The organism is Simiduia curdlanivorans, assembly GCF_030409605.1.
Taxonomy (GTDB): domain Bacteria; phylum Pseudomonadota; class Gammaproteobacteria; order Pseudomonadales; family Cellvibrionaceae; genus Simiduia; species Simiduia curdlanivorans.
Genome location: NZ_JAUFQG010000006.1, coordinates 552,878 through 566,170 on the forward strand (window position 1 = coordinate 552,878; position 13,293 = coordinate 566,170).

The 13,293-nt window shown below is 50.7% G+C and carries 12 protein-coding genes; 7 read left to right on the top strand and 5 right to left on the bottom strand.

Going from position 1 to position 13,293, the window contains the following annotated elements:
* Positions 1-67 precede the first annotated feature (67 nt).
* A complete protein-coding gene (locus tag QWY82_RS16300; RefSeq protein WP_290264501.1) occupies positions 68-1,471 on the top strand; it encodes a serine/threonine-protein kinase in 1,404 nt (467 codons plus the stop codon).
* 355 nt (positions 1,472-1,826) lie between these two features.
* On the opposite strand, the gene QWY82_RS16305 is transcribed toward QWY82_RS16300, so the two are convergent.
* Positions 1,827-2,108, bottom strand: coding sequence for a peptidylprolyl isomerase (locus QWY82_RS16305; protein WP_290264504.1), 282 nt, complete (start codon positions 2,106-2,108; stop codon positions 1,827-1,829).
* 87 nt (positions 2,109-2,195) lie between these two features.
* Here QWY82_RS16305 and QWY82_RS16310 point away from each other — a divergent pair, with 87 nt between their 5' ends.
* Positions 2,196-2,603 carry a glutaredoxin family protein gene (locus QWY82_RS16310; protein ID WP_290264507.1) on the top strand — a complete coding sequence of 136 codons (408 nt, stop codon included), beginning with the start codon at positions 2,196-2,198 and terminating at the stop codon, positions 2,601-2,603.
* 142 nt (positions 2,604-2,745) lie between these two features.
* On the opposite strand, the gene QWY82_RS16315 is transcribed toward QWY82_RS16310, so the two are convergent.
* Positions 2,746-3,396, bottom strand: a complete 651-nt coding sequence (locus QWY82_RS16315; RefSeq protein ID WP_290264509.1) for a vWA domain-containing protein — start codon at positions 3,394-3,396, stop codon at positions 2,746-2,748.
* On the bottom strand, positions 3,393-4,844 hold the full coding sequence (locus QWY82_RS16320) for a hypothetical protein (RefSeq protein ID WP_290264512.1): 1,452 nt from the start codon (positions 4,842-4,844) through the stop codon (positions 3,393-3,395). Before QWY82_RS16320 ends, QWY82_RS16315 begins: the two co-directional genes overlap by 4 nt.
* 146 nt (positions 4,845-4,990) lie before the next feature.
* Between QWY82_RS16320 and QWY82_RS16325 the strand changes: the two genes are divergently transcribed.
* The 3 genes from QWY82_RS16325 (at position 4,991) to QWY82_RS16335 (ending at position 9,166) form a co-directional block, all read left to right on the top strand.
* Entirely contained in the window at positions 4,991-5,773 is a 783-nt protein-coding gene (locus QWY82_RS16325) for a response regulator (protein ID WP_290264514.1), read from the top strand.
* Positions 5,774-5,857: 84 nt separating this feature from the next.
* On the top strand, positions 5,858-7,546 hold the full coding sequence (locus QWY82_RS16330) for a sensor histidine kinase (RefSeq protein WP_290264517.1): 1,689 nt from the start codon (positions 5,858-5,860) through the stop codon (positions 7,544-7,546).
* A 177-nt stretch (positions 7,547-7,723) separates the two neighbouring features.
* Entirely contained in the window at positions 7,724-9,166 is a 1,443-nt protein-coding gene (locus QWY82_RS16335) for a 2OG-Fe(II) oxygenase (protein WP_290264518.1), read from the top strand.
* A gap of 142 nt (positions 9,167-9,308) precedes the next feature.
* On the opposite strand, the gene QWY82_RS16340 is transcribed toward QWY82_RS16335, so the two are convergent.
* Together QWY82_RS16340 and QWY82_RS16345 are read right to left on the bottom strand one after the other, a co-directional pair.
* A complete protein-coding gene (locus tag QWY82_RS16340; protein ID WP_290264522.1) occupies positions 9,309-10,769 on the bottom strand; it encodes a M23/M56 family metallopeptidase in 1,461 nt (486 codons plus the stop codon).
* Entirely contained in the window at positions 10,762-11,163 is a 402-nt protein-coding gene (locus tag QWY82_RS16345) for a BlaI/MecI/CopY family transcriptional regulator (protein ID WP_290264525.1), read from the bottom strand. Before QWY82_RS16345 ends, QWY82_RS16340 begins: the two co-directional genes overlap by 8 nt.
* Positions 11,164-11,619: 456 nt before the next feature.
* Between QWY82_RS16345 and QWY82_RS16350 the strand changes: the two genes are divergently transcribed.
* Together QWY82_RS16350 and QWY82_RS16355 are read left to right on the top strand one after the other, a co-directional pair.
* Entirely contained in the window at positions 11,620-12,621 is a 1,002-nt protein-coding gene (locus QWY82_RS16350) for a YHYH protein (RefSeq protein ID WP_290264527.1), read from the top strand.
* 38 nt (positions 12,622-12,659) lie between these two features.
* Complete coding sequence (locus tag QWY82_RS16355) at positions 12,660-13,238, top strand: hypothetical protein (protein WP_290264529.1); 579 nt, start codon at positions 12,660-12,662, stop codon at positions 13,236-13,238.
* The last annotated feature ends 55 nt before the right edge of the window (positions 13,239-13,293 follow it).

The window sequence follows — 13,293 nt, forward strand, 5'->3', positions numbered from 1 at the left end:
TACCATGTCGCCTCCTTAAGCACGCCCTAAAAGCGCGTTAAAAACGACCATTCAAGCCAATGCCCGCATGATCTTCAAGCCCTTTACCGATATTTGCGCAAGCCATTTGCAACAGCTTAAGCTGTTGATACGCAAGCCCCTTGTGTTAAAAATGTGGCTGTTATCGGCACACAAGGCACAGCTAGCAGCGGTCTTGGTGCTGGTATTTATACTTGCTGGCGCACCCAGTGTTTGCGGCGCCTTAGCAGATGCGCTCTACCCGCCACCGGCGCAGTCTTTGGGTAAGCGTATTGTCAAAGTATTCGCACCCGGTGTGAGCCATAAGCACCCGCTCAGAGACGCCCGCTACCACGCTTTCTTAACTGCCTGCTACGGCCTTTTCGGCATACCCCTATGGTTACTGTTTAGCCACCTGGGCCCCTCCTTGCGCGCTGCACAAGCGCAGGCAGAGACCTATAAAAATTTGGCGCTTATTGCCCCTAACACCGCCACCAAACAACAGCATTTACAATCGGCGCTGAACTATAGCGTTACGCCTTTGCCATCGGCACCTCAGGGGCAAGCCACGCTGATGCGCGATACAGACGCCGAACAAACCCAGCACACCACGCTAATTCTCCCCGAAACACAACACCTACAAGCCACCAGCATTGGTGAAGATCAACGCTATCAAGTAGTAAAAGCACTGGCCAGCGGCGGTGCTGGGGTTGTCTATCAAGCGCTCGACACACGCCTCAAAAGACAGGTGGCCATTAAGCAACTGCTCACCCACAACGCCGACAATGCGGCCATGGTGGCGCGCTTTCGCGAGGAAGCGCACGCACTTGCCAACTTGAACCACCCTCATATCATTTCGATTTTTGATCTACTCGAACACAACAACCAGCTGTGGATGGTGATGGAATTAATGTCTGGCGGCACCCTGGCGGACAAAATTAGAGCTAAGGGCTTCTTCAGCTTTTCCGACGCCATTATTTTACTCAGTGATATCGCCGATGGATTAGCGGCAGCCCACAGCAACAACATCGTGCACCGCGACATTAAGCCTGAAAACATTCTGTTTACGGAGAAAGGGGTGGCAAAAATTGGCGACTTCGGCATCGCCAAGTCCGCGGCGCAAATCACCCAAACCCAGCATGGCTTAGTTCTTGGCTCGCCGGGCTATATGAGCCCCGAACAAGCGGCCGGCCAAAGCACCGATAACCGCAGCGACATCTATGCCTTGGGTATTACACTGTACGAAATGTTAACGGGCGAGCTACCTTTCACCGGCAGCACCACCCAAGTATTAACAAAACACATCACCCAAGCGGCGCCTTTGCTGTCTAGCTTGCGCTACGAAACCCCAGTTGCAGTGGATCGCCTGCTGCAAAAAATGCTCGAAAAAGAACCCGCGCAGCGCTATCAAAACGTCACCGAGTTGCTAACCGCAGTTAACACCATTCGATCGGAGCTGGCGCCAAAGGCCTGATAATTTTTAATCGGGACGGTGAAAAATTATTTCACATTGGCGCTAGACATTGCGCCCATAACCTTCTAAGTTATCAACGTGGTCGGCTGCCTCTAACGCCATCTCAGTTAGCCTCTCGCAGCCTTCTTGCCACGTTCGACTGTCAGTTCTTTATGTATGTCCGTTTAATTGTCTGTCCGTTTAAAAAGGCCAAGGCCTAGGAGCAAGTGCAATGAGCAAAGAATTAAAGAGCACCAAAAACACCAAGAAAAAGGCGTTGTTATCACCCAAAGAAAAGAAAGCCGCTAAGGTTGCTAAAAAAGCTAACCGCACCGGCCTGTTTGATTAAGCCCAACGCCCCCACCACGGCGCGCACCTAATCATCGCGATAGATGGTTTGAATGAGGTGAAAGCCAAATTGCGTCTTAATCGGCCCGTGTATTTCTAACACGGGCTTCTTAAACACCACATTGTCGAAGGCCTTAACCATCTGCCCGGGCCTGAATTCGCCCAAATCTCCGCCTTTCTTGCCAGATGGGCACTGCGAATGCTTTTTTGCCAAAACGCCAAAATCCTCACCCTTGGCCAGCTGTTGCTTCAACTTTTCGGCCTCGGCCTTGGTTTTTACTAAGATATGCCGTGCACTCGCGATAGCCATCCTCAATTTCTCCACAAAAAGCATTAATACCGGTTAAAGAATACCCTATAATGCGCGCCATTCTACGCCACCGACCCAGGAAGCCCAATGAAGTTGTTACTGAAGATTGTCCGCGAAGGCCTTGGCCGCGTTATCATCCTCATCGATTTTCTGACTCGTCCAAGCCCGATGAAACGCTCAAAGCCGGAACAAACCAAGGTAATGGCACAACTGGCTCATATGGCCTTATACCAATTCTATGCCTGCCCCTTTTGCATCAAGACCCGCCGAGCCCTGCGCCGCCTAAACCTGCCCATTCAAACCCGCAATGTGAACGAAGGGTCACCTTACCGCAAAGAACTGATTGAGCAAGGTGGCGATTTACAAGTGCCCTGCTTGCGCATTGAGGAAGGTGGCAAAGTGGAATGGCTGTATGACTCAAAGGCCATTATTGCGTATTTAGAGCAGCGCTTTGGCCCCGAGGCCATAGGCCAAGTGAATAGAGCCACGTCCTAAGCCCTGAGTTCTAAGTCCTAAAGCTTTGAATCCCCTAAGTGCATGACTGGCCGTACTTCACGCCGGTCTTTGCATCGGACACCCCACTAAAAAAGCGCTGCCATCCATGGCTGCGCTGGCAGAAACATTGAATCCACGCGACTTATCGCGCGGCAATGAGCGTATCGAGCCGCTCCAAATCGTTCATGACTTGCCACTGACCACCGCCGTCGACTACCCGCCGCTGCCATTGCTCTAGCCGCTTTAGATAATCCCGCGGATCGATATTGTCGCTGCGCAACTTAGTGACATTTAAGGCAACAACGCGAATGTCGGTTAGGGTGATCGGGAAATTTCTCACCTGGCCCTTAACTAAGTCCTCCTCTAAATCCGAAAAAATAAGCACCGTTTTTTCACCAGCGCCGGTTTCCGTTAAAAACTCTGTCGCCTGCAATAAACCACCTGTGATATCCGTGTTGCGACTTCCGGCAGTAACGCTTTTAACGTACTGATCCAAACTCAATTTAAAGCCGCGTTTCTGCTGGTTCGCCACACTCGGGCGCTCGTCAAAAGTCACCTTGGCAACAATGTCCTTCTCGCTAAAACTGCCGCTATCGATGCGCGCAACCGCAATGGAATCACCGCTGTCTAAGGTAGCGAGCAAGTAATTCGCGATGGTCTGCGCTTTCTCGAGTTCCTGGGTGTAGGTGCCAGACGTATCAATAAGAAAGTACACCGCGCGGTTGCTGGGCCGCTGCTCATCGCAACCCATGAGTAGTAGGGAAAATGCCAACAAGAAAATGCTCTGTTTCATAATTCTAATCCTCGGGCTTCATGGATCTCTGGTTCAAATACCGGCTGCGCGCGCGGCTTTGGCTGTTTTAAATTCGCGACCAAGCGCTCAATACTGAGCGGCACCATGATGACGAGGTCATAGAGATGAATAAGAATTTTAAAGCCGTGATTAAACAGCGAGCCGACTAATCGCGCGAGCACGGCGAGCAAGCGCAATAGTCCTTGTGCGATAAGCCCAAACACGGTGCGCGAGGCGTGAATAAACGACTCCAGCGGAATGGCGACAAAGGCCAACGCGAAAGGCAAAATAAAGCCCATGACCATCTGCCCCAGGGAGGGAATCCAGCGGAAATTTGCGTCGACCACGCTGGCCCCCGCTAACGATTGTGTCAAGGCCTCGCGATCCAGTGCTAACAGATCGCGCATATAAGCCAGAGACGCCTCGACAGTTGCAAGAATCGTTAAAATCACCAAGGTAATCACCATCATGCGGCGGCGAACTTTGTCATCCATGGAGCCAATAATGGGAAATAAATGGGTAATGCGCAGGGACTCGAGCAAAAATAAACCCATGGCAATTTCCACCAGAATAATCACCAGCGCGGCAATATCCGAGGTTTTCATAGCGCCAATGTAACTGGTGCCACCGACCATTTCCGACATAGGCATGGCAATTAACTGGAAGTTAATGAGCCCACCCATCACCGCAATAACCAACACTAAACCGGCTATAAAAAATTGCGTTAATGAGGACGACACCAGGGCGGATACAGCCCGAGCTTCCTGTTGATTAATTGCCTCGTAGCGCACCATATGTTGATCGATGACGCGCGCACTGTCTTCCAGGCTATCCACCTTGCCTTTCACTTGCCCCAAATCATCGATCACTTGGCGCCACAAGGGCTGCATCTTGCCGAGAATTTTGTGTGCTTGTTGGCTGCTCTTCAAATAAGCCCGCAATGTTTCTTCGTGTGCGGATTCAACCGTGTCGTGAATTTTATCCAAGATTTTTACGATGGCCGGATCACCGGTGCGTGGAATGGCCGCCACCGTGGCCACCACATCCAACCAAGCCGGCGGTGTCGGCGGCGTATCGATGGTAGCATCATAATCTTTCTCGATTTTGCTGACCGCATCGCTGATTTGCCGATGCAAAGTAGGATAATGACCCAAATCGCGCGAGATAATGCCATTAACGCGGACAAACTCTCGTTCAATCGTGCGCCGCGTACTCGCTTCACCACCGGCCAGCAATATTTCTTTGTTGCGTTTACTTAAACTGGTTTGCCAGCTATTTAAGGATTTAGCACAAAGCCGCATGGCCTGATGAGCGCTGAAGCCGGTTAAACGCAGCAATTGATGGGATTGGTGCCGGCCCAAATACATCACCAACACCAGTACGCCCAGCCAAATAGCCAAAGATATGGCAGGCTGGCTAGACCAAATCAGTAACAGATCATTAGACATAAGGTGTCTCCCGAGCGCTAATATCAAGTGGGTCAGCAGGTGCTACAGTAAGCTTTGCCGACATTGAGTATCAGTTATAAAAAGTCGCTGTGAAAAATCGGTGATAATTTCACTGAGCAAAACAAGAATGTGAACAGGATCACACTATGGCCACCATTTTCTGGGTTGAAGATCAAAGCCACTGGATCGAAAAATTTACCGACATACTGCAAAACACCGACTTCGACGGCCAACCCAACAGCTTACAGGTACACCGCTTAGCCGATGCCGCAAAACAACAAATAGCGCTAACCAATAAAGCCACGCCGCCGGATATTGCGGTATTGGATGCGCGCATGAACGGTAATGATGAAGCGGGGTTTGGTGTTTCTGCAGCGCTGCAAAAAAAATGGCCGAGGTTACCCATTATCTATTTGTCTGAGCACAGCGGCACGGAGATCGAAGCAACGGCGTTTGAGCAGGCGAGCACGCAAGATTTTATCGCCAAGCATCAGCGCAACGTCGAGCAAGTGCTGTGTTGGCGCATCAAGGCCATATTGCGTCAGCAACAGGTGACCGAAAGCCCGAGTGAGAACACCTTGGTATCCGGTGATTTAACCATCGATCTGGTTATGTGGAATGTGTATTGGCGCAGCGTAAAGCTCATGAACCCGAACAACCCAAAACGAGCCCTAGCGCCGACGCCGCGAAAAATATTAAAACATTTGGTGCAACGCTCTCCACGTGCAGTGACCACCTTTAGCATGGCTGAGGCGTTGGATGCCGATCTGGAAAAGTTCTCTTACGCAAATTATCGCCAGCATATTAAAACCTTGCGCCAAGCCTTCGACATCGCCGAGGGCGGAACCGGAAGCTTCTTATCCCGCTGCAAAGCCCAGCAAGGTATTGTTACCGCGGGCGATCAAGGCGCTTACTACTGGCAGCCTTAAAACAGCTAACTCACGCCAACCAAGTGCTAACGGGCGGCGTAGATTTCTTTCATCGTTGGAAAAATAAATAGACTAAGTGGCCCTATGAACAACAAGCTCGAAAGCCCCATGAAAATTCAACGCATCGCCTACCCCTGGCTGGGCAGTCTTCTCTTGCTAACAATGGCCTGTTATTTATTTATCGGCAATAGTCAGCTAACCTCGCATCTAGTTCAAACTCTGCCACAATTTTTTACGCCGCAATTGGAGTTGATTATTGTCGGCGTGGCTATGTTAACGTGGCTGCTAGACTTGCGGCTGTTTTACAACCGGCGCGAGAATTACATCAAGAACTCGCAAGCACTCAAGGCCCAGCTTAACGACTTAATCGAGAACAAACGCCAACTGCAACGCAAAGCCCACACCTACTCCAACCAAACTGAAAAATTAAAAGCGTTTATTGGCGACCGGCTACTCGAATACATTGAGTACGATGAAAAATTTCTACACTTCAAAGGCATTGCCGCCGAAGTTAGGCACAACGGCATCATTTGCTACGATAAGATTTTAAACGCCTTGCAATCTGCCGCTGACACGGAAGCCGACAACCCCATCTACCCCGAGGCACTTACCAGCCTCAGCTACCTATGGGACTTGTTGGACCTATCAACAGCCGACAATATCGCCCTGCACATCAACAACCATATTTGCGAGTGTGAGGAATACTATTATCAAATTCAACTGCAAAAGCAGCACCCCAACAGCCAAGCGGAACCCATCCCCTATACGCCCACTTTTCTCGCCCACAACGCGCTGTTAAGAGCCATTTTACCGCTGATGAAAATGCGCGAAGAGGCGGTGATTAACGAGAATACCGAGTTCCTCTTCCACACCCAAGCGGACAGCCAATTCCAATTATATCTAAGTAAAGATTGCGAGTTGCTTGGCAATGAAAACCACATTGTATTAGTCATCGAGAATTTAGTGAAAAACGCGCTCTACTATACCAATGAGGCAAGTATCGAGCTAAACACTGACGCGCAAATAAGCAGAGCCTATAACAAAGTCTCCCTGTCACTTACACGCGACGCGCAAAGTTTACAGATTGGTGTCTACAACCATGGCCCCCATGTACCGGCAGAGAGTGCCGAGCAAATTTACCAATTAGGCTACACCACGCGCCGCGCCAAAGATGTACACGGCAAAGGTTTAGGGCTCTATTTCGTCAAGCAAATTGTTACCGGCTACGAGGGAAAGATCAGTCATAAAAATATCAGCAACCAAGGAGAGAGCTATTCGCTGCGCTTAGAGCTTGAGGGCATTGGCTTCGAAGGCAATGAAATCCAAACCAAGGTCATTGAGACACGGGTCGATAGCGATAGTATTTTCTGCCAGAATAAAACCCTCGCAGCCAATGACGGCGAAATTCCCCCTCCCTTAGCCTGTATCGACTGGGCCTTTAAGCGGCGGTTGGTGAGCATTGAAATCACAGCCCACAGTAACGGCAAGACCTTCGCCTTTAACCAGCTGGACGCTTCAGATCTGCAAAAATTTATCGAACCTGGCCTGCGCTATGCACCGCGCTGGGCGCTGGAAGTAGAAAACAAAGCGGAATCCAGCCACATTCGCTTCCTGCCTCTGGATATTACCGGTGTAGAGTTTCAAATTACCTTGCCACTGGCCGAATATCAGTTCGAACAAGATGAAGCCCATAGCAACGGGCTAAGTGAAGATTACATCAGCTCGATTGAAGATCGCTTCAAGCCAATTGATCACAATGAGGCCGCGCAATAACCCAGCGCACCTAAACCGACAGTCATAACCCAGCCATAGAATCTATCAGACAGATTTCTATGGCTGCGCTGCCCGAATCTGCACTGAAAAAAGACTATCCAAGCCTATGCACTTCTAGGTACAGTTTACTCAGTGTAAAAATCTAATAAAAATTAACGCTGTATAAGTGGCTATGAGATGAAAACCCAATTTGACGAGAGCTGGCGCAACTGGATCAAAACCAACGTCGACGCTGGGCGCTGCAAAGATGGTATTTTTAAAATATTGCTCGACGAAGGTTACTGTGCTGAGGCCATCAGCCAAGAAATGCAATACCGGCCAGCAGTCGCTTTTAACAAATTGGTAAACCCCTTTAGATCGGCACAGGCGCAAACGGCCGAAGCGGCTCAGCAAAATTACGGCCAAGCCATCGCAGCCAACCATCTTTTTATACCCAATGCACAGCAGGTCGATTCAGACTTTCTCGAGCTCTATCAGCTTGAGAACTTTTTAACGGAGGCCGAGTGCGCACACCTGGTCGCACTCATTAAATCCCAATGCCGCCCCTCTACCCTTTCCAGTTTCGAGCAGGACTCGGCGTTTCGCACCAGTCAAACTTGCGACCTTGGTCAGTTGAATGACGCGCTGGTAAAAGCTATCGACCTGCGTATTTGCAAGCTGCTCGGCATTGCTCAGTCCTTTAGCGAACCACTACAAGGCCAGCACTATGATCCGGGGCAAGAGTTTAAGCCGCACACAGATTATTTTGAAAGCCATGAAATGGCGCAACATGCAGCCGTGATGGGGCAGCGCACCTTTACCGTGATGATTTATCTAAACACCGCGACACAGGGCGGCGAAACCCACTTTCCGAAAATTCAAACTGTGTGTAAGCCCACACAAGGGTTGGCCTTAATTTGGAACAGCTTAAACGCCGATGGTTCACCCAACCCCAATAGCCTACACCACGCTTTACCCCTTGCCAGCGGCTACAAAGCCGTTATCACCAAGTGGTTTCGCACTCGCAGCCACACAGGCGCAAACGCGGGAATGTTTACCAAGGAAGCTAATGAATTTATTCCAAATTACACCCAACAGGGTTTCTATAAAACCCAAATACCGGAAAAACTATTTACTGACATCAGTAGCTTTTACCAAACCGAAAGAGCTAGGGCGCAAGCGGAACATGTGGACGGTGGCTTTATTATTAACGCCAAGCAAGCAAAAAGCCCCAGCAGCCTGATACCACTCAGCACCACCTTGCGAGCACAGATTCACGACGCCATGAAACCCTTGCTAGAGGCCTGGTGTGGCCAAAGCCTGGAGCCAACTTACGTATACGGTATCCGCGAATACCATCGCGACGCATTACTAAAAACCCATCGCGATAGATTAGAGACCCACATCATCAGCGTTATTATTAATGTCGCGCAGCAAGTGGACGAAGATTGGCCGCTCTATATTGAAGACAATTATTATCGCAGCCATCACGTTCTACTAAAACCCGGCGAGGTCATTTTCTACGAAGGCGCCCGACTCACCCACGGCCGTCCAACCGCGCTAAAAGGCGAGAGCTTTGCCAATATTTTTTGCCATTTTAAACCGGTGGGTTATATACCGAAAAAAATGGCGGTCACTTAATATTGGAGCACTAGGCTTGCGCGACTAGCTGCGCAAGGCATTGGATGGGCTAGATCGAGCCTAACCGTGGCTGCGCACGATGCTATTCACATCAAATGCCTAGCCACTTAAATGGCCAATCAAAATTAAACCCCAGACCAGATTAAATCGCGGAGAGGCCGGAGCGGCGGACGAGATTTTTTGGTGTCGGTAAGCCAATAAACTGAGCTGGGTCTAGGCGGTTGTCGCCATCCAATATTTCGAAATGTAGATGCGGGCCCGTCACTTTACCGGTTTCGCCCACGGTGCCAATGAGCTGCCCTGCGGCGACAGTGTCACCTTTTGCTACCACGCGACTATCCAAGTGGGAATAAAGGCTGCGCAAACCATTGGCGTGCTCGATGATGATAATTTTGCCGTAGTTGACCTTATTGTCGTAAACATCGGTAGATACCAACACTCGCCCACCAGCGCTCGCAACGACCTTGGCACCGGTGCCGATGGCGAGATCGATACCGTTATGAAAGCGATCGGTTTTCTGGCCAAAACTCGAACTCACGCGCGCTGCCGGCACAGGGTTTTGAAATACAGTGGGGCTAACTTCCGCGGCAATTACCGCACTCGATTGGGCTAGAACCGCCACGCCGGTCAAGGTTACAAAACCACACAGCATGATTAAGCGCTGAGCCATGCTTAGGGAATAGGAATTCACGGGCTGTAATATAGTGGTAATGCGCATGCGAACACTCCGTTTTTGGTGATGGGTAAAGGTGACAAACTGTGTTTGTTGGCACTGGGAAATAAGCGATAGCACCGACACCATGGCCTTGGCATATTGGTGATTTTGCCTGGGCCTTTTTTGCAACACTTGGCGATCGCAACTTAGCTCGATGGACCAGTGCAGCCGATCGACAAGGCTGCGATAAAAAGGGTTGAACCAGGCCAAACAATTACTGAGCTGCACCAGCAATACCATGGCATAGTCATAGCGACGAATATGGGTGCATTCGTGCCGAACGATCAGTTTCAAGGCTTGCAATGGCAAGGTACGCACGACGTCTGACGTTAACACCAAGCGCGGACGCCACAGACCTAAGACGTAGGGCGAAACAGATTGCTCTGAAATAAGCAATTCAAGCTGCATTTTTTTCTGAACGCGCTCGAAGTAACGTCGGTGTTGGTTTGGCAAACCGAGGTAATTTTCGAGCGCTATGGCCTTTTTGGTTTGATAGTGCAAACCTATAATTTGGAGCAGCAATACGGCCAGCTTGACCATTGCGCCAACGACAAAGCCAAGAAGCAACAACCAAACCAAGAGCGTCACCGAGGACATTGAACTCGATAGTCCGGTCTCGCCAGCAACGCCAACAAGGCCGCCAGGGCCAGCCTCTAAAAGAGGCGGCAACACAATAATCGCCTCGCTAGGCGGAAAGGCGGGAAGAAAAAATAACACCAGGGGTAGCCAACAAATGCCCACTGCAGGCAACCAAAGGCTGCGCCACTGCGGCGAATTAGGCCAACACTTTTCCGCCAGCTGCGCCAGCCCAAAGACCAATCCACTAAAGCCGATAAAAACCACACAACACCAAAAGAAGGGAATAAAGAGACTAGATAATTCATTCATGGTCGCTGGCCTCCCCGCCTTCACTCTTCTCAGCGCTCGACAGTAGGCGCTCGAGATCTTCAATTTCTGACGCGCTCAATAATTCGCTCTGGGCGAACATCGAAACTGGAAGCGGCCCCTTTACCTCTAGCACTCGCTGGGAAAAATCCATCACAAAATTGGCCAGGGTCTGCACCTTACCCAGCTCGGCCCGAAAAACTTTGGTGCCGTGAACCTCTGTGGCACTGACGAAGCCCTTTTCCAACATTCGGTCGAGGGTTTTGCGGGTGGAAGAGAATGACCAAGCCAGCTCCGCCGCCACTTGCTCATGCACTTCTTTCGCGCTCAAGGGGGTTTTACGCCAGAGCGCCTTGAGCAAAATCAACTCTGTGGGAGAAGGTCGTTGCGTATCCATAGAGACATCCGAGATTAGTTAGTTCCGCCGGGGCAGAATCTAGGCCAAGCGATAAAATAAACATCATGTCGCAATAATGCGACACCAGTCGCAAAAATGTCAAGCAGCAGTTTCACGCACGGAAATTAGGACTGTAGTTAATCAAAGGCACTATCCAGAAGAACCTATCGCCGGCATCAACCCCTTGATTCATCATTATGGAAAATACCCAGAAAATCTCGGGCGCGGTCTGGGGCAACCGACTCTAGTCGCTCCTGCTCGCAGCCGAAGTGACCCGCTTTTACTTGACCTTTTTCAGCACAATCTAGTCATCTTTTTTGCACATTTTATCGTCAATCTTCACGGTGGTTACCTAGGTAATTGCTAATGCTTGTTTGCACCTTGATGCCTAGGCCCCGCGTTATTGCTTGAATGCGATCTTCAATGTGACATAAGACATAAATAGGACACACGCCAATGCTAAAGCAAACCCAACCCGCGCAATTTCTCACCCTCGGCGGCGGGCTTTTATTGCTAGCGCTGATGAACGCTTGCGGTGGCAGCAGTAACAGCGCCGACACCGCCACTACGCCTACTGATTCAAGCAGCGCCGATGCCGGCACTGGCACTGGCACTGGCACTGGCACTGAACTCAGTACAGCCGATACCCTGTGCGACTACGATGATACGACCCTTAACACCCAGCCATCGCTCAGCTATACCAGCTACGCCACCTGGACGTGCAGCGCCACAAGCCGCACCTTAACGGCCAATGGCATCCCCGATCACGCCGTCGGGACTTTCCCAAACCCAAACAACCCGAACACTATTTCCGAGCAAGATGTGTCGGCCAGCTACACGCTAACACCCGTTGAAACCGCAGCCAGCACCGAGCTCGGTGGCCCCCGTGGCGCAACCGGTTACGTACTCAATGGGGTAAAAATTGATGCCGGCACCGGCGGCTCTTGCAATGATTCAGGCAGCTACTGCAGCCTCGGCGATAATTCCGGCAGCTGGAGCATCGAAGCATTAGGGCAGTCAAATTTCGACTTTGGCACTGACGACAACAACGCCCATGTACAGCCCGATGGTGCCTACCACTACCACGGCATGCCCGAGGGCTTTATCACAAAGCGTGGCGGCAATAGCAACACCATGACCTTGATCGGCTGGGCGGCAGACGGCTTCCCTATTTATGCCCGCTATGGTTACAGCGATGCAAGCGACGCCAGCTCAACGCTCAAAGCCATGGCGGGAAGTTATCAACTGGTGAGCAGCGTCAGCGCCAATCGTCCATCAACCACAAACTATCCGCTCGGTACCTTTAAACAAGACTGGGAATTCGTAGAGGGCTCGGGTGATTTGGATGCGTGCAATGGCCGCGTCGGCGTCACACCGGAATTCCCCGCGGGTATCTATCACTACTACGCCACCGACAGCTACCCCTACTTTCAGCGCTGTGTAAAAGGCGACCTATAAACCCGGCGCAAGCCTTAAACCCCTATGGAGTTCACGCGATGGCAAACCCGTTCAAGAGGGTAAATAAACTGACCCGAGGTTTATGTTTATGCCTGTTGTTTTCACCCTTAGTCCAAGCCCATTTAATGGTTGCTCAGCACGGCACTCTCAACATTGTCGATGACGGCGCCTTCATGGTGTTATCTCTAGCCATATCTAGTTTTCAGGGGATCGACGACGACAATAGCGGCGACATAAATTTGCTCGAATTTAATCGGCATAGAGCCGAGATTGTGCAGGCGGTAAAGCGAGAAATCACCCTGCAGGATGCAGAGGGCCAATGCGCGCTAGAGGGCGTTATGCTGTCGCCGGTGACAGACCACCAAGCGCTTCAAGATACGACGACTCAAGTCGCTAATACCCAAGTTGCTAGTACCCAAGTAGCTATAACACAGGTAACCATCATGGGTAGATTTAGCCTTGCGGCGCCAACATCACCCCTAACCCTGCGCATCGGCTTGTACGGCAAACACCCGCTAGAGAAATTAATGGAAGTATCGGCGCGGCGTAAAGCAGCCATGGAGGTCAATCAATTTTCGCCCGAAAGCCCGCAAGGTAAGTTTTTTACATCGAATTGAGCAAGCGATTCTGTGAAAACCTAGAAAACACACGAAACCTAACGGGCCTATAGCC

Excerpts from the sequence above, each read along its gene's own strand:
- QWY82_RS16300 (WP_290264501.1), top strand. The coding sequence starts at position 68 with ATGATCTTCAAGCCCTTTACCGATATTTGCGCAAGCCATTTGCAACAG.
- QWY82_RS16305 (WP_290264504.1), bottom strand. The coding sequence starts at position 2,108 with ATGGCTATCGCGAGTGCACGGCATATCTTAGTAAAAACCAAGGCCGAG.
- QWY82_RS16310 (WP_290264507.1), top strand. The coding sequence starts at position 2,196 with ATGAAGTTGTTACTGAAGATTGTCCGCGAAGGCCTTGGCCGCGTTATC.
- QWY82_RS16315 (WP_290264509.1), bottom strand. The coding sequence starts at position 3,396 with ATGAAACAGAGCATTTTCTTGTTGGCATTTTCCCTACTACTCATGGGT.
- QWY82_RS16320 (WP_290264512.1), bottom strand. The coding sequence starts at position 4,844 with ATGTCTAATGATCTGTTACTGATTTGGTCTAGCCAGCCTGCCATATCT.
- QWY82_RS16325 (WP_290264514.1), top strand. The coding sequence starts at position 4,991 with ATGGCCACCATTTTCTGGGTTGAAGATCAAAGCCACTGGATCGAAAAA.
- QWY82_RS16330 (WP_290264517.1), top strand. The coding sequence starts at position 5,858 with ATGAACAACAAGCTCGAAAGCCCCATGAAAATTCAACGCATCGCCTAC.
- QWY82_RS16335 (WP_290264518.1), top strand. The coding sequence starts at position 7,724 with ATGAAAACCCAATTTGACGAGAGCTGGCGCAACTGGATCAAAACCAAC.
- QWY82_RS16340 (WP_290264522.1), bottom strand. The coding sequence starts at position 10,769 with ATGAATGAATTATCTAGTCTCTTTATTCCCTTCTTTTGGTGTTGTGTG.
- QWY82_RS16345 (WP_290264525.1), bottom strand. The coding sequence starts at position 11,163 with ATGGATACGCAACGACCTTCTCCCACAGAGTTGATTTTGCTCAAGGCG.
- QWY82_RS16350 (WP_290264527.1), top strand. The coding sequence starts at position 11,620 with ATGCTAAAGCAAACCCAACCCGCGCAATTTCTCACCCTCGGCGGCGGG.
- QWY82_RS16355 (WP_290264529.1), top strand. The coding sequence starts at position 12,660 with ATGGCAAACCCGTTCAAGAGGGTAAATAAACTGACCCGAGGTTTATGT.